Consider the following 21,253-nt stretch of genomic DNA (forward strand, 5'->3'; position numbering starts at 1 on the left):
GTCCCCGGTCCCGCATCCTGTTCGGGCCCCGCCGGGCCGACCCAATAGATGGTTCGACCGCGCGGATCCTTGCCCGCCACCACGGCCTCCGCCTTGTGGCGATGGCCCAACCGCGTCGCCGCGAACCCTTTGAGTTCTGAATAGGGCAGGTCCGGGACATTCACGTTGAGAATCAGGTCAGAGTCCAGCGGCGCCACACACAGGCGCTCCACCAGCCCACAGGCGACCCGCACGGCGGTGTCCAGGTGGCGCGGCTCGCGTGAATCGATGGAGACTGCAATCGCCGGGAGCCCGAGAAAACGCCCCTCGGTGGCCGCCGCGACGGTCCCGGAATAGAGACAATCGTCGCCCAAATTCACCCCGTGATTGACCCCGGCGACCACGATGTCGGGTTCCACCTCCAGCAACCCGGTGATCGCCAGATGGACACAGTCCGTCGGGGTCCCGTCGACCCGAATGAAGCCGTTGGTCATGCGCATGGCGTGCAGCGGAACGTCCAGGGTCAGTGAGTTGCTGGCCCCGCTGCGGTCACGGTCCGGGGCCACCACCGTCACCTCACCCAGGCGCGCGAGCCCTGCCGCCAGGGCGAGCAGCCCCGGGGACTGATAACCGTCGTCATTGCTGACCAGTATCTTCATACGACCGGCGCCCACAGTGGAACAGACAGGGGAAAGGCCCGTGGATGATACTGGAAAGCCTCGCCGCGGACACCCCGCCGCCGGGTGCGGTCACCGGACGCCGCGCAGCGGGCCGCGGTTATACTCCCGACCAGGCTAGCGCCCAGCAGGCGGTGACAGCGCTCCGTCATGCCGGCCGGGACGCCGGAGTCCAGGGCCACTGATGGCAACCCGCGTCCCGGCACGACACTGCGTGCCTACCTATATTGTCGTTGACCCATGCCTTTATGACAGCAGATCCAGGGGAACTAAGGCCCAGCGCCGAGCAACCCCGCCTGAAGGCGCACAACCCCATGAAAAAGCCAGTCGACCCGGCCGATCTTGACCTGTTTCGCGCAGAGGTCCAGAACGCCCTGCCGCTCCAGCACGACTACGCCGAGCCCGTGCGCAAACGCCCCCCGCCCATCCCCCGCCCGCGCGCGCCGGAACTACCCGAGGACGGCGGGGCCACCCTGTCCGAGGCCGCCGTCCAGACCCACGAGTTCCTGCTCTACGCCCGCCCGGGGCTGCAACAGCGGGTGCTCTCCGACCTCCAGCGCGGGGCCATCGCGGTCGGGCTGGAGGTAGACTTGCACGGACTGTCCATTACCGTCGCCCGCCGCGTCCTGGCGGACTTCCTGATCGAATGCGGCCATCGCCGCGTGCGCTGCGCCCGCATCATCCACGGCAAAGGCACCCGCTCACCCGATCAGCAGCCGGTGCTCAAGCAAAAGGTCAACTATTGGCTGCGGCTGCACGCCGAGGTCCTGGCCTTCTGCTCCGCCACCCGCCGCGACGGCGGCACCGGAGCTGCTTATGTGTTGCTGCGTAATCCCAATAAGGCCAAGCGCGAGGCGGCCAAGGGGTGAGCGGAATCTTGGTCTGGCAGGCCATGCGCTCAGTCGTCCCGTTGACCGAAAAGAGCCTTGATCATCAATCCGGCCACTGGGAGCGCCGCACCCCAGTACGGCACGATCTCGCAAGCGGTTCCGGCATCGCCTTCTGCGGATGGGCCGGCCCGCACTGAGATTGGGCAAGTATTCCACGCAGCGGTTTCCCTTAGCCTGGATGCAGCCGCAGCGGAATCCAGGGCTCTGCGGTAAGCCACCGATCTTTGCTTTACCTGCGTGACCGCACCCGGATTCCGCTCGCGCTCCATCCGGGCACACTGCGAATACTTTCACAATCTCACTGAACGTCACCCCGGCATAACGCCGGGGGCACAGCCCCTTACGGCCTGGGAGGTCGCAGAGAAGGCGCTTCAACTGGTCTTGGAGGTTCTGCGCGATGCTGGGGCGCCGTTGTCGGATCAGGCTGTGATGGTGGCGGTCGCGACGCGTAAAGGCGTGCAGGAGCGCCCCGAGGTCCTGGCGGTACTTTTTTTCGCGCACCACTTTAGGTCGGTCGACCGGCTTAACTTAACCGCACTTGGCCGAAACCGTCCCGCTGCAAGCCGCCCACGGGCCAAGTGGCGGGCAGCGGATGGCGGGCGAAGACACCTCGTATGCACTCTGTGTCTCAGCGCTCAACCCGAACCGAGGCGGCGCGCCGCCCTCACCCTGTCCCTTCTGGTTGCGCAGAGATCTGGCCACACTGGGGGCCGCGCTTCCAGTCGGTCGGACTGACGGCCGACCGACGCACCGCGGGAACCGGGACGACGGTCGCGGTCTCGCCGCTAGCCCCCAAATCCTGCTGATGATTGCAACAATGCGGCACTTAAGATAATGTTATCGTATCGGAGCCCGAAATCCCTTTGATGATGCCAACCCCTATGAAATCCCGATTGCTCCGAGCCGGTAGCATCTTGGCCGTGCTTTTGCTATGCGGCCCGGGTCAGGCCGAGACTCCACTCGAGGCCGCTCAGCAGCTTGCGGCGAAGCGTGTTGAGGAATTGAGACAAGCCCACACCGAGGCACAACAGGAGTTGAATTGCAATCCGCCGCTAGAGACCATCGTCGTGAGCAGCGCGGACTGTGCAAAATATCTTAACCCCGATGTCGATCCGGCGATCACTACCAAGCACGTATGCGCGAACTGCCATGCCAACGATGGCAATTCCACCTTATCGCACTTTCCACGACTCGCCGGCCAGCAGCAAGCTTATCTGGCCAATCAGCTGATTGCTTTCCAGAAGCATACTCGCAGCGGCCAGGGTGCCCGCGACTATATGTGGGGTATTGCGAGCCCGCTGACCGCTGGACAGATCGATGCCTTGGCGGACCACTTTACCCGACAGTCGCCGAGCTCAAACCCGATTAGCGACGCAGATCGGCCCCGGCTCGAATTGGGTCGACAAATCTTCGAGAATGGGATACCAGGGAAGAAAGTGCTCCCTTGCGGTTTCTGCCATGGCCCGCAAGCCCAGGGATTGCGCGCATTTCCACGCCTAGCATCGCAGCACAGTGCCTATACCGAAAAGGCGCTCGGAGAATACAAGGAAAACATCACTCGCCCGGGCACGCCAATGCGACAGATTACCCGCGATATGAGTCCCGAGGAGATGCGTGACGTTGCCCTTTATGTCCAATCGCTGCCTTGACAGACGCCCCGCGACCAGCGTTACGAAAGAATCAAAGACGCTGGCCAAGGGCGAAGCCAGGAGTGTTGAGTGGGCGGTCCGCACCGCTGCCCTCTCCCTGCCTCGGGAGCGGGCACAGTGCGGACCGCTTTCGCCCAGGCCGGACGATCAACTGAAGTAGGACTTGACCCGCTCAATGGAATCCTTGACGCCAACCTTGAACTCCTCCCACTTCACCTCGGCATCGTCCTTGAGTTCCTCCCACTTCTCGTCCGCGGCATTCGTGATTTCCTCGCGCCGGGCATGACCCTCGTCCCACTTGGCCCGCAGCTCGGCAATCTGCTCATGAACCTTGGCCTTGGCGTCGTCCGAGACCTCCCCGGCCTTGGCGCCCAGGGCCTCCAGATCGACCTGCCACTCGTCGAGTTGGGCCTTCATTTTCGCCAGATACTCTTCTTTTGTCAGCATGATCTTCAGATCCTCTTGGAGATAAATTCGGGTTGGGTAACCCTAGGTCCGGCCACGGCCGGAATCCACATTATCCGCCCGGGCGGGGTCCGCGGTCTACGCGGTCCGAACCACTGACGGGCGGGGTCGCCCCCAGGCCGGGGCTGAGTCGGGAGCTAATGTCGGTGCATAATGTGCAGATACCAATGCCGGCCCGGCCGGCACCCGCGGAGCACGAACATGAGCACCCCCCCCACCCTCGCAGCCCCCCCGGTCCAGGTCCCGCCCCACCCCCAGTGGCCGGCCTTGACCGCGGACGAGAAAGCGCAGCTGACGACGCGGATCAAGACACTGCTGACCGAACAGCAGGCCGTCCTGGTTGCACACTACTACACCGATCCCGATCTCCAGGCCCTGGCCGAGGAGACCGGCGGCTGCGTGGCCGATTCACTGGAAATGGCCCGCTTCGGCGCGGCGAGCGACGCCCGCACCCTGGTGGTCTGCGGGGTGCGCTTCATGGGGGAGACGGCGAAGATCCTGAACCCTGAGAAACGCGTGCTGATGCCGGACCTGCGGGCCACCTGCTCTTTGGATGAAGGGTGTCCGGCGGAGGCCTTCTCCGCCTTCTGCGACGCCCACCCGGACCACACCGTGGTGGTCTATGCCAACACCAGCGCGCGGGTGAAGGCGCGCGCCGACTGGGTGGTCACCTCCAGCATCGCGCTGCCGATCGTCAAGCACTTGAAAGCGCAAGGGCAGAAGGTCGTGTGGGCACCGGATAAGCACCTGGGGCACTACATCGAGCGCATGACCGGTGCCGATATGCTGCTGTGGGACGGCGCCGGCGTCGTCCACGAGGAGTTCAAGTCGTTCGCCCTGGAGCGGGTGCGGCGGCTGCACCCGCAGGCGGCGGTGCTGGTCCACCCGGAGTCCCCCGACGCGGTCGTCGATCAGGCCGACGTGGTAGGCTCCACCACGCAGTTGATTCGGGCTGTGGTGGAGATGCCGAACCAGGAATTCATCATCGCCACCGACGAGGGTATCTTCTGGAAGATGCACCAGCTGGCCCCCCACAAGACCCTGATCGCCGCGCCCACCGCCGGCGAGGGCGCGACCTGCGAGAGCTGCGCCCACTGCCCCTGGATGGCCATGAATTCACTGCAAAGCCTGGAGCAGGCCCTGCGCCGGCAGGATCAGGAGGTCCATATCGAGCAGTCGCTGGGCGTGCGCGCAGTCATACCGATCCGGCGCATGCTGGACTTCGCGCGTGCCCAGGCCCCGGCGAGCGGCCGCCGCTGAGGCATTGGCCGGCCGCGGCGCCGGGCGCCTGACACAGGAGTAATACCGCCCAGCGGTGTTACGAGAACCGCGGAGCCTACCCCGCCGACTCCAACTTGAGCCAGGCGCACCCATCCGGACTGGCCTTGGCGATAGCGGCGAGCCGCGCGGCGTGGGCGGCCTGGGCTTGGGCATCGGCCGGGACCACCCGCAGCCGCGGGCGGTCCGGGTCGAGGCGACCGCGCTCAGTCACCGCCTTGCGCCCCCCGGACTCCGAGGCCGGCTCCCCGCCCAAGTGCATGACCACCTGCCCGCCGGTCATCGCCAGATAGACGTCTGCCAGGATCTCGGCGTCGAGCAGCGCGCCGTGCAGATCCCGGTGCGAGTTGTCCACGCTGTAGCGTTTGCACAGTGCGTCCAGACTGTTACGCTGACCGGGGTGAAGCCGACGCGCCATCACCAAGGTGTCGGTCACCGCGCACAGACTGCCAATGCGTGCCGCGCCGTTGCGCCACCGCCCGAGTTCGTGGTCGATAAAACCGCAGTCGAAAGCGGCGTTGTGGATGATCAGTTCGGCCCCCGTCACATAGTCCAGGAAGGCCTCGGCGATCTCGGCAAAGCGGGGCTTGTCACGCAGAAATTCGTTCGTGATCCCATGGACCTCCACCGCCTCGGCGTCGATCTCACGGTCGGGCTGCAGGTATTGGTGAAAATTGTTGCGGGTGAGCCGGCGATCGATCAGCTCGATACACCCGATCTCAATCAGACGGTGGCCCTCGCGCGGGTCAAGCCCGGTAGTCTCAGTATCCAGGACGATCTGGCGCATAAACTCAACCCAACCAAAAATGATTCGCCGCACGCTCACGTGCGGCCTTCGTCCTCATCCAGTGGGACCAGGTACCCCCTTCAGCGGGGAATACCCCGATTGGCCAGCTGGTCGACACGCTCGTTCTCGGCGTGGCCGGTGTGTCCTCTCACCCAGTGCCAACGGACCTGGTGGGGGCCGATTGCCACGTCCAGCCGCTCCCACAGGTCGCGGTTCTTGACCGGCTTGCGCTCGGCGGTAAGCCAGCCGTTGCGCTTCCAGCGTGTCATCCATTCAGTCACACCGCGCTTGACGTATTGGGAATCGGTGGTGACCTCAATGCAGGTGGGCGCCTTGAGCGCCTCCAGTGCGGCAATCACGGCCATGATCTCCATGCGGTTGTTGGTCGTCTGCGATTCACCGCCGCACAACTCTTTCTCAACCTCACCCCAGCGCAGCAGGACCCCCCATCCCCCGGGACCCGGATTGCCCTTGCAGGCACCATCGGTAAAGGCCAGAACACAATCAGACATCGCCCTCTCCACTCATACATCCAAATTAAGCGCTCGGACGACCACTGCGGCGGACACCCGGAGCGCCGCGGCGGGTACTCGGTTCGATCGCCCCGCCCGCGAGCAATGCGCGGCGGGCACTCCAAGAGGGCCGCAACGGGGTCAGGGTTGATACGCGCTTCACCGCCTTAATCACATAGACCCCCCCCAAGGCCGGCCACAGCCCCCGCCCAAGGGCATCGAACACCGCGAACCGCGGACCTTGGACCCCGCGCAGCGGCGGCCTGAACATGAGGTGCTGGCGCACCTCCACATCGAACCCCAAGAGCGACAACCAGTCCTCGACCCGGTAGGTGGTCAGAAACCGTCCGCACCAGGGGGCGCGCCCTCGGTAGCGATACAACAGGCGCATCAGCCCCCACGGGCTCAGCGCATTGAACCCCAGGATGATGACATGCCCCTCCGGGATCAGCACACGCTCCACCTCCCGCAGCACCTTTCGCGGGTCCGCCACGAAGTCAAGGGTGTGCGGCAAGAGCACCACGTCGACGGCGTCGGCGGCCACCGGCAGCGCGGCCGGGTCCCCCACGACCGCGGGGCCATGCGCTCCGGTGGGTGGCTCGCCCGGCAACAGCACCCGATGGCGCAGCCGACTCGCCGCCAAAACCTCCCGGAAGCAGTCGCCGAGGCCGACTTGGACCAGATAGTAGCCGAACGTGTCGTGGAGCAATTGCGTGAGGCAGTCCGCCTCCCGTGCCGCGACGTCCCGCCCCAGAGGCGTGCGGTACCAGTGTTCAAGCCCTGCGAGGGGGGAGCCCGGGCCGGTGCAAGCGGTCATTCAAGTGCCTCATTTTCTTGGGCGAGGCGGGAAGCTCAAGTCCCGCAAGCGCGCGCATCCGCCCCGCTCCATCGCCCCTGGGAGACCGGCGCCGGCCACCGCGCACCTGCGCCCGGGCGCCTGCTGTAGACCCCATGGTAACCAGTAATCGGCGCCCTGTCCCAGTGCCCCCACCGACCCTACTCGGCTCGGCATCGGCGCCACCGATCGGCGCCATAGGTCTGGTAATGCGCCGCCGCTTTGCGTATCATACCCATATAAGCCGTGAGAAACTAACAAAACCAAGCACTTACACTTGGCTTCGGGGGTTCAATGCTATCGTCTACACCCACAGCCCGCCATCGCGGCGCGCGTCTTCCCCTTTTTCTCGCTGTTCTGGCCGTTTCCGGCTGTGCATCCAAACAGACCCGTAATTTTGCCGATGTGGACGACTACGGCAACCAGGTCTCCGCCCGCGAATATGGCTATGTCCGGCCCTCGGGCGCGGCGCGGCGTGGCGGTACCGCGGGATCGTCTGGCGATCTGTGGACGCGTGTGCGTGCCGACATGAAGCTCAATCTCCATGCCAGCGGCCGCATTGATGAGAAGGTCAGCACCTTCCGCCGCGACCCACAATTCATGTTGAAGCTCTCTGAACGGGCGAAACCCTATCTCCATGTGGTGATGGCCGAGATCCAACGGCGCGGCCTGCCGGCCGAACTGGCCCTGCTGCCCCACATCGAAAGCCGCTACAACCCAGCGGCCACCTCCCCGGTGGCGGCCGCCGGCATGTGGCAGTTCATGCCCTACACTGGGCGCGAAATGGGCCTGCGCCAGGACGCCTGGCAGGACGAACGGCGCGACGTCATGGCCTCGACCCGTGCGGCCATGGATTATCTCCAGCAACTCCAGCGGCGCCTGGGCGGCAATTGGGAACTCGCGATGGCCGCCTACAACTGCGGCCCGGCCCGGGTGGAGTCGGCCCAAGCGGCCAACCGCGCACGCGGTCTGCCGACCGATTTTTGGTCTCTGAGCCTGCCGGCCGAAACCCAGAATTACGTACCCCAGATCCTGGCGGCCGCCCGCCTGGTGGCAGAGCCAAGCCAAAACGGGGTCCGTCTGCCGCCGGTGCCCAGTGCACCCCAATTGGAGGTGGTGCGCACGGACCGGCCGGTGGACTTGGCGCGGGTAGCCCAGGCCAGCGGGGTCGGACTGGCACAGCTACAGACACTCAATGCCGGGCTGAAGCGTGGACAGACGTCCCCAGTGGGTCCGGGCCAACTGGTGGTCCCGGCAGGAACCGGCTCACGGGTCACCGCCGCACTGCCGCAGTCGCGGGTCATGGCGCCGATGATGCTCCCCGCCGCGGTCCAACCAGCCGAGCCGCCGCGCAAGGTCAAGCCCGAGGGCACGGTCTATACGGTTTATAAGGTCAAAGGGGGCGATACCCTGGCCGCCATCGCCCGCGCCCGCGGGGTGGACCTGAAAGAACTGGCCGACGCGAATGCCATGCAGACCCGCGAGCCCCTGTTACCTGGCCAGAGTCTGCGCGTTCCCGGCACGGACCGTGCCACGGTCGGCGGCGACATGACGGCCGCCAACCTGGTCACCCACCGCGTCCACCGGGGCGACTCGTTGCGCGACATCGCCCGCCGCTACAACGTCACCGTCGATGACCTGGTCCGCTGGAACCCGGTGGCGGCCAACGAACTGCACCACGGTGCCGTGATCCGCATCTATCGGCGCACCCCCGCGTTCGCGTCTCTGTAGCAGCCCCGGCGCCGACGAGTGCGTCCCTGCCACCCCGGGTTGCGATGCCATGACCGTTGCCTGAGCGCCTCTCCCAGAGGGAGAGGCGCAATGGGTGCGCGGTTCCGGCACGACGGTCACCGCAGAGCTTGTATTTCAGAGAATTCGCGCAGTTAGGAACTTTGGTTCAGCACCGCGGCGGCGTCCGTGAGGTGCCTGCGAGCACCTGCGAACAGTGGGAGTAGCGCCGCGTGTGGTCGGCGACTAGAATAGAAGGAAGTTGAGCTTTCTTTTGTAACTATATTGTAAATATGAATAATTTCTGCCGCTTGCTGCTCCTGCTTGGCGCCGTCAGCGTCCCGCTCGGTGCGCGCGCATTCTCCTTGCCCTGGTTGAGCAGGGCACCTCAATCAGCGCCGACGAGCGCACCGGCACCGGCCGACCGTGGGGACGGACCACAGCTCGCCGATCGGATTGTCGTCAAGAAGGCGCAGCGACGCCTCTATCTGATGCGCGGCAACACGCCATGGCGCACCTACAAGATCGCCCTCGGCCTCCAGCCGACGGGCCACAAGCGCCACCAAGGCGACGGGCGTACCCCGGAAGGGCGTTACTATATCGACCGACGCAACGACCACAGCCAGTACCGCAAGGCGCTGCAGATCTCCTATCCGAGCGCGGCCGACCGCCTGCGGGCGCAGGCACAAGGGGTCGATCCGGGCGGCCTGATCATGATTCACGGCCAACCCAATCGGGCGACCGAGAAGCGCTCCGGCGATTGGACCTTCGGATGCATCGCGGTGTCCGATCCGGAGATCGACGAGATCTGGTCACTCACGACCGCGGGGACCCCGGTCGAGATCCTGCCCTGACCCATGCACGATCATCACGACATCGCTGAATCCACCAACCCGAGTGTACTGTATCTCGGCGCTGACCCGGATCTACCCGCGCGCATCGCGCCCTTGCTGGCCGCGCAGGGGATCGCATTGTTCAGTGCCGACGACCGCGATGGGCAAGCCTCGGTGCGACCGGAGTTCAAGTACCAGTCGCTGATCTTGGACATGACCCTGCTCGCGCCCGGCCAGACCCTCAAGACCTGGCTTGACGCCCTCGCCGAAGCAGGCATCCAGGCACCGCACCTGGTGATCATCGCCGCAACCAAAGACATCGGCCCGCGTCTCCAAGCCCTACGGGCCAATGCGGCGGCCTACTTCGTGGCCCCGGTGGCGACCGACGAGCTGTTGGCAACCCTGGTGTCGACGTGCCAACCGCCGCCCGGAATGGTCCGCCGGGTGCTGGTGGTGGACGATGATGCCATGCAGGCACTGCTGGCTGAACGCATCCTGACGGCGGCCGGGTTCCAGGTACGGGTCCTGACCGATCCTCTGAGAATCCTGGAAATATTAGCGGCCTTTCAACCCCATCTCGTCCTGATGGATCTCAACATGCCCGCGGCCAACGGGGGTGAATTGGCGACCATCATCCGTGAGCACGACCAGTATCAGGCGCTGCCCATCCTGTTCCTCTCGGTTGAGCGCGACCCCGGGCGGCAGCTCGATGCCCTGAGTATGGGCGGTGACGCCTTCATCACCAAGCCGATCCGCCCGGACCTCCTAGTGAAAACCGTAACCCAGCGCATCGACTCCAGCGTTGCCTTGCGCCGCCGTTTCAACCTCATCTCCCGTGCCGAGAAGGCATGCGCCGAGGCGCAACGCGGCGGCGGCGACCGCATTGCGGACTACCAACCGAGCAACCCCGGTCCCGGGGACATCTTGCATGAACAACGCATCGACAAGCTGATCGAGCTGGCCCTCGCCGACAGCACCCCGGACCACGGCTTCCGGCTCTTTTACCAGCCACTGGTGGCCGTCGGACCCCAGGTGCGACACTGCCTGGAGGTCCTGCTGCGACTGACCGAGCCGGATGGCTCCCTGGTTCCGTCGTGGGACTTCCTCCCGATCGCCGAGCGCACCGGGCGCGCCGTCGCGATCGACCATTGGGTCATGGAGCGGGCGCTGGCGGTCATCGCGCAGCAGTCACGGGAGCAACCCGACCTTGCACTACTGATCAGCCAACACCTGGAAACACTGACCGTGCCGCGCTCGGTGCTCGCACTGCGCGACCGACTGGTCGCACTTGGCCTGGCGCCGCAGGCGATCGTCCTGGGTTTGGCGATCAGCAACCTGTTTGAACACCGAGGGGTCGCCATGACATTGGCGAAAATGCTGCGGGCAGTGGAGATCAAGGTCTGCCTGCTGGATGTGGACCAGACGCCGGTCGCCTTCGACCTGGTGGCGCAACTGCAGCCGGCCATGGTGCGACTCGCCATCGATACGGTGCGCCAGTCCAAACCGGAGCGCCTCAACGTCCTGGTGCGCCGCCTGCGCGAAAAGGGGGCGGCGGAGGTCATCGCCGCCGGCATTGACGATCCTGCCCTGATCGGGCCGGTCTGGACCAGCGGCATCGACTATGCCCAGGGCACGCTGATCCAGCCGCCGCTGGTCGAGCCGGTCTTCGACTGGGATGAGGTCGTGGTCGGTTAATTGAATTGACGATCCAGTGTTCGGAGGTGAGTTGATGGAACTGTTTCTGAAGATCGCGGTGGCGGCCATGCTGGTGCTGCTGCTGGTGCGCTTGTGGCCGGCCTACAAACAGTGGCAGGCCCGCGATATCAAGGCCGGAACCGACGATTGGCTCGCCGCCCTGCTGCCTTTAGGCGCCGTGGTGCTGCTGGTCATCCTACTGGTGCTGGCGGTACGGACCTTTTGAGCAGCCACCCGACGCACTCTCAGCCTTCGCGCTCCCCGACCACCTGCACCACGGCCCGACAGAGGGCCGCCAGGTCAGGCTCATCGATCACATAGGGCGGCATCAGATAGATCAGGCGCCCGAAGGGCCTGACCCAGACCCCCAGCTCGACTAACCGCCGTTGTGTCTCGCGCATGGGCACCGGCGAGCACAGCTCGACCACACCGATTGCGCCCAGGACGCGCACGTCCAGCACGCCGGGCCGGCCGCGGGCCGGGGCAAGCCCGGCCTTCAGGCCGGTTTCGATCCGCGCGATCTGACCCTGCCAGTCGGTCGCGAGCAGCAGCTCGATACTGGCATTGGCCACCGCGCAGGCCAGCGGGTTGGCCATGAAGGTCGGGCCGTGCATGAAGACCCCCGGATCGCCAGCCGCGATCCCCGCCGCCACACGCTCGGTGGCCAGCGTCGCGGCGAGGGTCAGATAGCCGCCGGTCAGCGCCTTGCCGACGGTCATGAGATCGGGGCTGATGCCGGCCTGGGCACAGGCGAACAGGGTCCCGGTGCGGCCGAATCCGGTGGCGATCTCGTCGGCGATCAGCAGGACCTCATGCCGGTCACACAACGCCCGGACCGCCCGCAGATAGTCCGCCGAGTAAAACCGCATGCCCCCGGCGCCCTGCACGATGGGTTCCAGGATCACGGCCGCCAGTTCGTCGCGATGGTGCGCGATCAGGTCGGCGAAGGCGGCGATAGCGTGCGGTTCCCAGGGCTCACCGAAGCGGCTGCTGGGGACCGGGGCGAAGACCTGTTGCGGCAGCACCGCCCGCCACAGACGGTGCATCCCGGAGTCCGGGTCACAGACCGACATGGCATGGAAGGTGTCCCCATGATAACCACCGCGCACCGTCATCAGCCGGTGGCGCCTTGGCTGCCCCTGAGTCTGCCAGAACTGGATGGCCATCTTGATCGCCACCTCCACGGCGACCGATCCCGAGTCGCACAGAAAGACGTGCCGCAGCGGCTCCGGGGTCAGGTCTACCAGGTTCTGGACCAGGCGCGCGGCCGGCTCATGGGTCAGCCCCCCGAACATCACATGCGCCATGGACCCGAGTTGATGCTGCACCGCCCGGTTCAGCACCGGATGGTTATATCCATGGATCGCACACCACCAGGAGGACATGCCGTCGAGCAACGTGCGCCCGTCCATCAGGTGCAGTCGACACCCGTGAGCGGAGCGCACCGGATAGACCGGGTCACGGTCGACGGTGGAGCTGTAGGGATGCCAGGCGTGGGCCTGGTCGATGGCGAGGACGTGGTCGATGTCCATGAGGCACTCGGGCATTGCGGTACGGGAAAAGGCTCATTATCCGGGTTATGCTTGGCACCTGCTTGATCATCGCCCACGCCGGTCATCGGGACGCGCAGCGGACCTTGTTAGCGGCCCAGCCACACCGCAGTGGGCTGGTCAGGACGATGAGCAATACCTGAATTGGGCTCAGGTCCTGAGCTTCGTCCACGCACACCGCAGTGGGCTGGTCAGGACGATGAGCAATACCCTTCACCCGCCCCCCTGCCGGAGTACCATCGTGGGCACCGCAGACGATCTGGCCGACTCGCTCATCGCCGAGCTGGTAGCGTTCATTGCGCAGGTACCGCTACTCCAACCCGTGGAGCGGACCAGTGTTGCCGAACGTCACCTCTGGCGGGCCTGCGAGCTCTGCACCTATCTTGAGTACCGATTCACCGGGGCACCGGACCCCCGCTCACTGAGAGACGATGCACTGCGTGAGTGGACGGCGCGGGGACTGGCCAGCGGCGAGGCTCCAGGGGACCCCAATGACCTGTTGGGCTATCGCCCCTATTGGGTGGCAATCAGTGGGCGGCGCCTGGGTACGGTCGCGGTGACGGTTCGCAGCCTCGGGTGGGGCGAGCCCAGCCTGTGGGTGGCGAGCCTGTATCTGTTCCGGGAAGAGCGCCGAGGCGGCAATGGCACCTTGATCATGGCCGTGCTGGAGGGCATCGCACGGCACCTGGGCCTGGGCGGTATCCGCCTGGAAACGCAGTGGCTCTGGCAAGGTGCGGTGCGGTTCTATCTGCGGCACGGGTTCTGGGTCGCCAATTGGAATCGGGGCTTGAGTCTGGTGCGGCATTTTGCGGACCCGCGGTACCGGATCTGGGCCGACGGGACCCGGATGGACTTCATCCTGGGTGCCGCGACAGACTCAGCGACGCTGATCTCGGCCCGGCGCCGGGGCGACACTCTGGTCTGGGAGGAGCCCCCCGGCGCCGGGCAAGGTGCCGACGCCGAACCCCGGGGGGCGCCGGCACCGACCTTCGCCCTGTGGCTCGCCGTCTCCGGTTGGCCGTTGATCCGGGGCGCGCGGGAGTGGGAGCATCGCTATCACTGGTCCGACACGGGCATGCCGGAGGGACTGGCGTACAAGATCACCGTCTTCGAGGCCTATGCCCGCCATTGCGGGTTTGCGGTCGACACCCCGCGTATTCCCGGCCTGGTCTATCCCTCGTGGGAAGCGTGCTAGCCCGCCTACCTCACGCCGAGTTAGCGGCGACCTTTGCCCGCCAGGCACCTGCCGATGTATCCTGATGGGCTTTGGCCCGCACGAGCAACCTCCATGACCATCAAGTCCGACCGCTGGATCCGCCGCATGGCAGCCGAACACGGCATGATCGAGCCCTTTGAGCCGGGGCAGGTGCGCGAGGGCGAGAACGGACGCATGATCTCCTACGGCACCTCCAGCTACGGCTACGATGTGCGCTGTGCCGATGAGTTCAAGATTTTCACCAACATCAACTCGGCGATCGTCGACCCCAAAAATTTCGACTCCAACAGCTTCGTGGACCTGAAGTCCGACGTCTGCATCATCCCCCCCAACTCCTTTGCCCTGGCACGGACCGTGGAGTATTTCCGCATCCCGCGCAATGTTTTGGTCATCTGTTTGGGAAAATCGACCTACGCAAGATGCGGTATTATAGTGAACGTAACCCCATTGGAACCGGAATGGGAAGGGCACGTCACCTTGGAGTTCTCCAACACCACCACCCTGCCCGCCAAGATCTACGCTAACGAAGGGGTGGCCCAAATCCTGTTTTTCGAGTCCGACGAGGTCTGCGAGACGTCGTATCGGGATCGCGCCGGCAAGTATCAGGGCCAGCGCGGGGTGACCCTGCCGAAGTCTTAACCGGGATTTCTCACGAGGCTCGCGCCAAGGCTGCCGACGTCCGTTCCAGCTGCCCCGACCACCAGCGGGAGGCCACGGGATCTTGAGCGGTGGGCTCCGACCAGAGTTTGAGTCCGGGATGGACCTCCAACATGGAGAGTGCCGCGCTGCGACCATCGCTGATCACAGCGCCCGTGTCCATGAACCAAAAATTGCCCCATTGCAGGCATTTGGTCACGATGCTGTGACCAACCAGCACGAGATCGACCCCGCACACCTGCCGTCCAGGCAATCCACGCGCGGCCTGGTTGGCGCTACGCCGCGACCAGAGGGCGGTCTGACGCGCCTCACCCCGATCCTGCTCCAGGGCCGCGAGCCATTGCGGCCAGTCATGGGCCGGGGCCACATCCGCGTGAATCAAGCCGATCCGCCCCACCCCGGTGGTCAGTTGACAGGCCCATGGCAGGGCGGCGAGCCGGGAGCGCACCTGCGGGGCATCCCAGGGATAGCCAGGCGACCAGTCCCCACCGTTGGCCATCCATTGAAGCCAGGCCCCTTGGTCCTCGACGGCATCGAGCATGAGCTGCTCGTGGTTGCCGCGGATGGCCCGAAACCAGGGTTGCTCCAAGAGCGCGAGACACCGCTCAGAGTAGGGCCCCCGGTCGATCAGGTCGCCCAGGGACCAGACCAGATCGCACTCCGTGTCAAAGCCGGCACGCGCCAGGAGCGATGCGAACGCGTGGGCCATACCGTGCAGGTCGCCGAGCACGAACACGCGACCCGGGTGAGAAGCAAGATCAAGGCGTACGACAGGCGACACGGGATTGTACTGCGTCAGGTTACGGACAGTTGAGGGGGGAGCTGCGGCGGGTACAGCTGCGCGAGCCAGACTAGCGAACGTGACGTGGGCCAGACGGCGGAGCTCCTCGCGCGACGATGGTCGCATAGAACGCCAGCAACCGCTGCGCCATCGCGGGTGCAGACCAGGCTTGCGCATAGGCCGTGCCCGCCCGACTCAGGGCGGCGCGCTGGTGCGGGTCCGCGAGCACCCGCACCACCAGGTCGGCAAAGGCCTGCTCCTCTTCCGGGGCAATCAGGCACCCACACCCATCCACCAACACCTCGGCGGTTCCCATCACCGCGGTGGAGACCACCGGCACGCCCAGTGCCAGGGCCTCCAGCAGCACCAGGCCTTGGGTCTCGGTGTTCGAGGCAAAGATGAAGGCGTCACCTGCCCGATAACAGTCCTCCAGTGCACCGTCTCGCTCCAAATAGCCGACGAACAGGGTGTTCTGCGCGAGCCCCAGGGCGTGCGCCTGGTGCTGGAGGTCGCGCCGCGCCGGGCCCTCGCCCGCCACCACCAGGAGCACGGCCGGGACTTGCCGCTTGACCCGCGCCAGCACACGCAGCAGGAAGTCGACATTTTTCTCAAAGGCGAGCCGGCCCACATGCACCAGCACCGGGCGCTGCGCCGGGATGCCGTGCCGGGCGCGGAACGCCGCCCCATCCCCCCGACCGAACTGATCCAGCTTGATCCCGGTGGGGATGACGGCGGCGGGGGTCGTCACCCCGTAGCGCTGCAGCACGCGCAGCATGGCCTGGGATGGGGCCACCAAGGCGTCCACGTCGTTGCATTGGGCGGCAGAGAAGCGCCGGGCGGCGAATCTCAGCCAGGCGGCCGGGATGAGCGGGACATATTTGTCCAGGTATTGCTCGAAGAAGGTGTGATAGCTTTCCACCGTCGGCACGCCGAGCCGCCGCGCCAGGGCGACGCCGCTGTAGTGGGCGACGAAGGGGGTATGGATATGCACCAGATCAAAACCACGCGTCGCGAGATCCGCCCGGTGTCGCCGCAGCGCGCGCACCCGCAGGAGACGATCCTCCGGGTCAACGGGCAGCGCCCGCGACGGGATGCGCAGGACCTCGAAGGGCTCGGGCACAGAGCGTCCATAGTCCGGCGCGATCAGGGTCACCGAGTGCCCCTGCTCCACAAACTCGCGGGCAAAGGTCTGGACCGAGGTCGAGACCCCGTTCACCCTTGGGAAATACACGTCGGAGATCATCAGCACGCGCATGGAGGGACGCCCCGATCATGGGTAAACTCTCGATATTACCGTCTTGCCCCGCACCCGTCTTGAAGGAATGATGACATGCCCCCTGTGCCACCCTCTACCCACACATCCCGACGCGTGCAGCGCGCCGCCCCCGGCCGTGCCGCCCTGGCACTGGCGCTCGGCCTGACCATGGTTGGGGCCACCGCCGGCCCGGCCGTCTGGGGCTATGGCGTCAAGCCCTGCCGTGATTTCCTGGCCGCCGCCCCCGGCGACAATGCGCCGGCCGCGGTCGGCAGCACCGAGTATCTGCGCTATCGCGAGTGGCTCGCCGGGCTCATCACCGGCCTCAACCTGGCGACCGCAGCCGACGTCCTGGGCGGTGCCGAACTGGACGCCGCACTCAACAGCATTCGCGCCCGCTGCCAGACCCGCCCGGGCGACGATTTTTTCAGCGCCAGCATGAATCTCGTGCGCTCACTGAGCCGGAGCAAGGGCAAGGGCGCCAAAGAAAAGGCCGATTGACCCCGCGGGGCCGCAGCACCCTTCGCCTGCCATGCGCTGGAGGGTCCGCCTGTGCTATCGTGTGCCTCCGTTTACGGTTGCGGCCCCGGGCGCACCGGTCCTTTTATCCGGAGTTGACGAGTCGTGCGCAGTGTGGTCTATCCCGGGACCTTCGATCCCATCACCAACGGCCATGCCGACCTGATCGTGCGGGCCGCCCGGCTCTTTGACCGGGTGGTGGTGGCGGTGGCGGCCGATACCGGCAAGGCCCCGACCTTCACGACCGCGGAGCGCCTCGCCCTGGTCAACGAGGTACTGGACGGTCAGCCGCGCGTGGAGGTCGTCTCCTTCAGCGGGCTACTGGTCAACTTCGCGCGCCAACTGGAGGTCGGAGTGATCATGCGCGGCCTGCGGGCAGTCTCGGACTTCGAGTATGAATTCCAGCTGGCCGGCATGAACCGCCGCATGGCACCGGACATTGAGACCCTGTTCCTGACCCCCGCGGAACAGTATTCCTATATTTCGTCCTCGCTGGTACGCGAGATCGCCCGGCTGCGCGGCGATGTCTCGCCCTTTGTCGCCCCCAGTGTACAGGCTGCATTACGCGAACGGTTTGGATAACATCTGCGGATCGGCACGCCGCCGGAACACCTCGGCAACACGCTTTGTCAGCGTTTGCGCACAAGTGCCTCCCGTGGCCCACCGCCAGGCTACCCGCTCCAGCGCCGACGATTTTTCCACCACGCCACTCAACAACCATCAAGCGCTCTTAAGTGCTTCTGACCTAGAGGAGTCTTCTCATGGCTTTGATCATCACCGACGAATGCATCAACTGTGACGTCTGCGAACCCGAGTGCCCGAACGGCGCCATTTCCCAGGGCGACGAGACCTATGTGATCAACCCGGACCTGTGCACCGAGTGCGTCGGCCACTACGAGACCTCCCAGTGCCAGGAGGTGTGCCCGGTGGACTGCATCCAGAAGGACCCGGCCCACGAGGAGACGCCTGAGCAACTGCAGGCCAAGTTCGAACGGATCACTGCGGGCTGATCCCGGCGGCCCGCCGGGAGCGCCGCCGCATGGGCGGTGTCAGTACCCCCGGTGGAGACGATCTCGATCGTCTCCACCGGGGGCGCCGCGGGGCGCGCCGGGGCGTTTTTGTGTCCGATCGCACCACGGAAGTCCCAGGCTTCAGTCTGGGTGATGGGTGACCAATCTAAAACCCTTGACTGCGGCGAGCAGGCCGGCCACGCGCTCCCAGATCGCGCTTGCCCGTACTAGGAGAAGAGCATATATTTTCCGCGTCCATTCACGCGTCCGCGTTGAGCCACCCGGCTTCCCTGGACTCCGCCTGATGGACTGTTGCTGAGGCCTTCACTCCCGCACGCACGGACATGCCATGGGCGCCACTCAAGCCACTCGGGTCATCTCGGTCAACACGGTGCTTGGCCCGGACGCGCTGTTGCTGGCGGGCATGACCGCCGCCGAACAGCTCAGCCAACCCTTCGAGTACGAGCTCGCGCTCCTGAGCGAGCGGATCGACATCAGCGCGGGCGCCCTACTCGGCACCCCGGCCACCGTGGCCCTGCTGTTGCCGTCGGGGGAGCGGCGCTTTTTCAACGGGTACTTCAAGCGCTTCTCCCAGGTGGGCTGCGAGGGGACCTTGGTCCACTATCGCGCCGTCCTGGTCCCCTGGCTCTGGTTCCTGTCGCGCGCCGCCGACTGCCGGATCTATCAGGACCAGACAGTCCCGGATATCGTCAAGGCGGTCTTCCGCGAGCATGGCTTCACCGACTTCAAAGAGTGCCTCTCCGGTACCTATCGCCAGTGGACCTACTGCGTCCAGTACCGCGAGACGGATCTCGACTTCGTCCAGCGTCTGCTCGAGCACGAGGGCATCTACTACTTTCACGAGCACACCGACGGCAAACACACCCTGGTGCTCGCGGACAGCGGCTGCGCCCACTCCCCGACACCGGGCTACGCGCAGATCAGCTACTACCCCCCGGGCCGGACCGGACCCCAAGACCTGGAGCGCATCCACACCTGGAGCCTGGACCACGAGGTCCGTCCGGGCGCCTTTGCCCACACGGCCTTCGACTTCACCGCCCCGCGCAAGGACCTGCTCGCGCGCAACAGCACCCCCAAAGACCACGCACTCGCCAGCCTTGAGGTCTTCGACTACCAGGGCGATTACACCGAAACCGGCGACGGCGAGGGCTATGCCCGCATCCGGCTGGAGGAGTGTCAGGCCGACTACGAGATCGTGCGGGCGTCCGGCAATGCCCGGGGCCTGACCTGCGGCGGGGTCTTCACGCTCAAGGAGCACCCGCGGGCCGACCAGAACCGCGAATATCTCATCATCGCGGCGAACTACCGGCTGCAATCCGACGACTTCGGCTCGGTCGATGCGGCACCCTTGGGACCAACCTTTGCCTGCAGCCTGACCGCCATGGACGCCGCCGTTCCTTACCGGCCGCCGCGCCGCACCGCCAAGCCGATCGTCCAGGGCCCCCAAACCGCCATCGTGGTCGGCAAGTCCGGCGAGGAGATCTGGACCGACCAATACGGCCGGGTCAAGGTGCAGTTCCACTGGGACCGTTACAGCCAGGCCGACGAGAAGAGCTCCTGCTGGGTGCGGGTCGCCCAAGTCTGGGCCGGCAAGGGCTGGGGCGGCATGATGATCCCGCGCATTGGCACTGAGGTCATCGTCGACTTCCTGGAAGGCGACCCGGACCAGCCGATCGTCACCGGGCGCGTCTACAACGGCGATGGCATGCCGCCCTATGCCCTGCCGGGGGAGGCGACCAAGCTCACCCTCAAGAGCAGTTCCAGCAAGGGCCGCGGCGGCTTCAATGAGATCCGGATGGAGGACAAGAAGGGCTCGGAGCAGTTGTTCTTCCACGCCGAGAAGAATGAGGACGTGCGGGTGAAGCACGACGCCTTCGAGTGGATCGGCAACGAGCGTCACCTGATCGTCACCACCGACCAGCTCGAGCAGGTCAAGGGCGACAAGCACCTGACCGTCAGCGGCGACCAGAACGAGAAGGTCGATGGAACCGTGTCGCTGAAGGCCGGCATGGACCTGCAACAGAAGGTCGGGAGCAAGATCGGCATGGACGCCGGGCAGGAGATTCACTTAAAGGGCGGCATGAACGTCGTCATCGAGGCCGGCATGAGCGTCACGCTCAAGGCCGGCGGCGGATTCATCGTCGTCGGACCGGCGGGGGTGACTATTTCCGGGACGCCGACGCTGATCAATAGCGGAGGATCGGCGGGGTCGGGGGCCGGGTGCTCGCCGGACGCGCCCAAGGTGCCCACGGAGGCGGATAAGTCGGAACCGGGTAAGGTCTCAGAGGCGACGGGACGGACGGCGCCGACGAGCACGGCGCCTGCGCTGCCCACGGTCAAGGCGATCCCCGAGACACCGGCCCAGGCGCAGGCACAGATGATGCGTGAAGCCCATGCCAACGAGAACGCACTCGTCGAGATATGCGACGAGTCCTGTTGTCCGGAGGGTTGTCAATGCAAGACCTGAAGCTATTCACGCCCCCGTCGATAGGTGCCGGAACTTGATCGACCAAACCCAGGTGCAGCACTTGCAGCGCAGCCTCTCCGAGCAACACCGCCGGCTTTATGCGGTGCTTGATGGAGCCGCGATCCAGAATCTGCCGGCGGTCCTCGCCGACCAACAGTTGGTCAATGTCTCGCTGTTTCGCGGCGAGTTGGAACCGGAGCTGGCCCAGGTCGCTCCCTATCTGGTCGAACTGGACGCTGACTCCCCCATCATCGCGGTACTGCCTCCACCTATCACCGCGACCGGTTTTCCTCGGAAGAAAAAACCATCACAATCCTGCGCGATAGCCCCGTGGACCAGACTTCCTCGGGGAACACCGTAGAGAAGTACGAAGGCTGCACTCCCGCGAGGATGTTCATCTGTGGCTTCTCGATCTCCACTAGCTTGACATTGAACCTGCGTTCCTCCAC

Annotated in this window: 22 protein-coding genes; 14 read left to right on the forward strand and 8 right to left on the reverse strand. The window is 65.6% G+C overall.

Annotated elements, in window-relative coordinates:
* The coding region (surE, locus tag QZY44_RS29445) for a 5'/3'-nucleotidase SurE (protein WP_295456205.1) at window positions 1-638 on the reverse strand (638 nt) is incomplete at its 3' end.
* Between the two features lie 332 nt (window positions 639-970).
* Here surE and QZY44_RS29450 point away from each other — a divergent pair.
* Both QZY44_RS29450 and QZY44_RS29455 read left to right on the forward strand, forming a co-directional pair.
* Window positions 971-1,525 carry a Smr/MutS family protein gene (locus QZY44_RS29450; protein WP_295456206.1) on the forward strand — a complete coding sequence of 185 codons (555 nt, stop codon included), beginning with the start codon at window positions 971-973 and terminating at the stop codon, window positions 1,523-1,525.
* A gap of 941 nt (window positions 1,526-2,466) precedes the next feature.
* Window positions 2,467-3,195 carry a c-type cytochrome gene (locus tag QZY44_RS29455; protein WP_295456226.1) on the forward strand — a complete coding sequence of 243 codons (729 nt, stop codon included), beginning with the start codon at window positions 2,467-2,469 and terminating at the stop codon, window positions 3,193-3,195.
* A 147-nt stretch (window positions 3,196-3,342) separates the two neighbouring features.
* Here QZY44_RS29455 and QZY44_RS29460 read toward each other — a convergent pair whose 3' ends face one another.
* The gene (locus QZY44_RS29460; protein ID WP_295456207.1) at window positions 3,343-3,642 is read right to left on the reverse strand and encodes a hypothetical protein; all 300 of its coding nucleotides are present in this window, start codon (window positions 3,640-3,642) and stop codon (window positions 3,343-3,345) included.
* A gap of 219 nt (window positions 3,643-3,861) precedes the next feature.
* Here QZY44_RS29460 and nadA point away from each other — a divergent pair, with 219 nt between their 5' ends.
* Entirely contained in the window at window positions 3,862-4,920 is a 1,059-nt protein-coding gene (gene nadA, locus QZY44_RS29465) for a quinolinate synthase NadA (RefSeq protein ID WP_295456208.1), read from the forward strand.
* Window positions 4,921-4,996: 76 nt separating this feature from the next.
* On the opposite strand, the gene dnaQ is transcribed toward nadA, so the two are convergent.
* The 3 genes from dnaQ to QZY44_RS29480 all read right to left on the reverse strand — a co-directional run bounded on the left by dnaQ (window position 4,997) and on the right by QZY44_RS29480 (window position 7,054).
* Window positions 4,997-5,725, reverse strand: a complete 729-nt coding sequence (gene dnaQ, locus QZY44_RS29470) for a DNA polymerase III subunit epsilon (RefSeq protein ID WP_295456209.1) — start codon at window positions 5,723-5,725, stop codon at window positions 4,997-4,999.
* Window positions 5,726-5,805: 80 nt separating this feature from the next.
* The gene (rnhA, locus tag QZY44_RS29475) at window positions 5,806-6,237 is read right to left on the reverse strand and encodes a ribonuclease HI (protein WP_295456210.1); all 432 of its coding nucleotides are present in this window, start codon (window positions 6,235-6,237) and stop codon (window positions 5,806-5,808) included.
* Between the two features lie 25 nt (window positions 6,238-6,262).
* Complete coding sequence (locus QZY44_RS29480; protein WP_295456211.1) at window positions 6,263-7,054, reverse strand: class I SAM-dependent methyltransferase; 792 nt, start codon at window positions 7,052-7,054, stop codon at window positions 6,263-6,265.
* A gap of 312 nt (window positions 7,055-7,366) precedes the next feature.
* On the opposite strand from QZY44_RS29480, the gene QZY44_RS29485 reads away from it, so the two are divergent.
* The 4 genes from QZY44_RS29485 to QZY44_RS29500 all read left to right on the forward strand — a co-directional run bounded on the left by QZY44_RS29485 (window position 7,367) and on the right by QZY44_RS29500 (window position 11,554).
* Window positions 7,367-8,803 carry a transglycosylase SLT domain-containing protein gene (locus tag QZY44_RS29485; protein ID WP_295456212.1) on the forward strand — a complete coding sequence of 479 codons (1,437 nt, stop codon included), beginning with the start codon at window positions 7,367-7,369 and terminating at the stop codon, window positions 8,801-8,803.
* A gap of 290 nt (window positions 8,804-9,093) precedes the next feature.
* Window positions 9,094-9,654 carry a L,D-transpeptidase family protein gene (locus QZY44_RS29490; protein ID WP_295456213.1) on the forward strand — a complete coding sequence of 187 codons (561 nt, stop codon included), beginning with the start codon at window positions 9,094-9,096 and terminating at the stop codon, window positions 9,652-9,654.
* Between the two features lie 3 nt (window positions 9,655-9,657).
* On the forward strand, window positions 9,658-11,328 hold the full coding sequence (locus QZY44_RS29495) for an EAL domain-containing protein (RefSeq protein WP_295456214.1): 1,671 nt from the start codon (window positions 9,658-9,660) through the stop codon (window positions 11,326-11,328).
* A gap of 34 nt (window positions 11,329-11,362) precedes the next feature.
* Window positions 11,363-11,554 carry a hypothetical protein gene (locus QZY44_RS29500; RefSeq protein ID WP_295456215.1) on the forward strand — a complete coding sequence of 64 codons (192 nt, stop codon included), beginning with the start codon at window positions 11,363-11,365 and terminating at the stop codon, window positions 11,552-11,554.
* A 19-nt stretch (window positions 11,555-11,573) separates the two neighbouring features.
* Here the strand turns inward: QZY44_RS29500 and bioA are convergent, their stop codons facing one another.
* The gene (bioA, locus tag QZY44_RS29505) at window positions 11,574-12,860 is read right to left on the reverse strand and encodes an adenosylmethionine--8-amino-7-oxononanoate transaminase (protein WP_295456216.1); all 1,287 of its coding nucleotides are present in this window, start codon (window positions 12,858-12,860) and stop codon (window positions 11,574-11,576) included.
* Window positions 12,861-13,119: 259 nt separating this feature from the next.
* Here bioA and QZY44_RS29510 point away from each other — a divergent pair, with 259 nt between their 5' ends.
* The gene (locus QZY44_RS29510) at window positions 13,120-14,073 is read left to right on the forward strand and encodes a GNAT family N-acetyltransferase (protein WP_295456217.1); all 954 of its coding nucleotides are present in this window, start codon (window positions 13,120-13,122) and stop codon (window positions 14,071-14,073) included.
* A gap of 93 nt (window positions 14,074-14,166) precedes the next feature.
* Entirely contained in the window at window positions 14,167-14,733 is a 567-nt protein-coding gene (gene dcd / locus QZY44_RS29515; protein WP_295456218.1) for a dCTP deaminase, read from the forward strand.
* A gap of 10 nt (window positions 14,734-14,743) precedes the next feature.
* Here the strand turns inward: dcd and QZY44_RS29520 are convergent, their stop codons facing one another.
* Both QZY44_RS29520 and QZY44_RS29525 read right to left on the reverse strand, forming a co-directional pair.
* A complete protein-coding gene (locus QZY44_RS29520) occupies window positions 14,744-15,532 on the reverse strand; it encodes a metallophosphoesterase (RefSeq protein ID WP_295456219.1) in 789 nt (262 codons plus the stop codon).
* A gap of 70 nt (window positions 15,533-15,602) precedes the next feature.
* Entirely contained in the window at window positions 15,603-16,787 is a 1,185-nt protein-coding gene (locus QZY44_RS29525) for a glycosyltransferase (protein ID WP_295456220.1), read from the reverse strand.
* Window positions 16,788-16,862: 75 nt separating this feature from the next.
* Here QZY44_RS29525 and QZY44_RS29530 point away from each other — a divergent pair, with 75 nt between their 5' ends.
* From QZY44_RS29530 to QZY44_RS29550, 5 genes are all read left to right on the forward strand, one after another.
* On the forward strand, window positions 16,863-17,288 hold the full coding sequence (locus QZY44_RS29530; protein ID WP_295456221.1) for a hypothetical protein: 426 nt from the start codon (window positions 16,863-16,865) through the stop codon (window positions 17,286-17,288).
* Between the two features lie 123 nt (window positions 17,289-17,411).
* The gene (gene coaD, locus QZY44_RS29535) at window positions 17,412-17,888 is read left to right on the forward strand and encodes a pantetheine-phosphate adenylyltransferase (RefSeq protein ID WP_295456222.1); all 477 of its coding nucleotides are present in this window, start codon (window positions 17,412-17,414) and stop codon (window positions 17,886-17,888) included.
* Between the two features lie 179 nt (window positions 17,889-18,067).
* Window positions 18,068-18,316, forward strand: coding sequence for a YfhL family 4Fe-4S dicluster ferredoxin (locus QZY44_RS29540; protein ID WP_295456223.1), 249 nt, complete (start codon window positions 18,068-18,070; stop codon window positions 18,314-18,316).
* A gap of 349 nt (window positions 18,317-18,665) precedes the next feature.
* Complete coding sequence (locus tag QZY44_RS29545; RefSeq protein WP_295456224.1) at window positions 18,666-20,804, forward strand: type VI secretion system tip protein VgrG; 2,139 nt, start codon at window positions 18,666-18,668, stop codon at window positions 20,802-20,804.
* 34 nt (window positions 20,805-20,838) lie between these two features.
* On the forward strand, window positions 20,839-21,165 hold the full coding sequence (locus QZY44_RS29550) for a DUF4123 domain-containing protein (RefSeq protein WP_295456225.1): 327 nt from the start codon (window positions 20,839-20,841) through the stop codon (window positions 21,163-21,165).
* Window positions 21,166-21,253: the final 88 nt, after the last annotated feature.

Source organism: uncultured Thiodictyon sp. (assembly GCA_903837595.1).
GTDB lineage: Bacteria > Pseudomonadota > Gammaproteobacteria > Chromatiales > Chromatiaceae > Thiodictyon.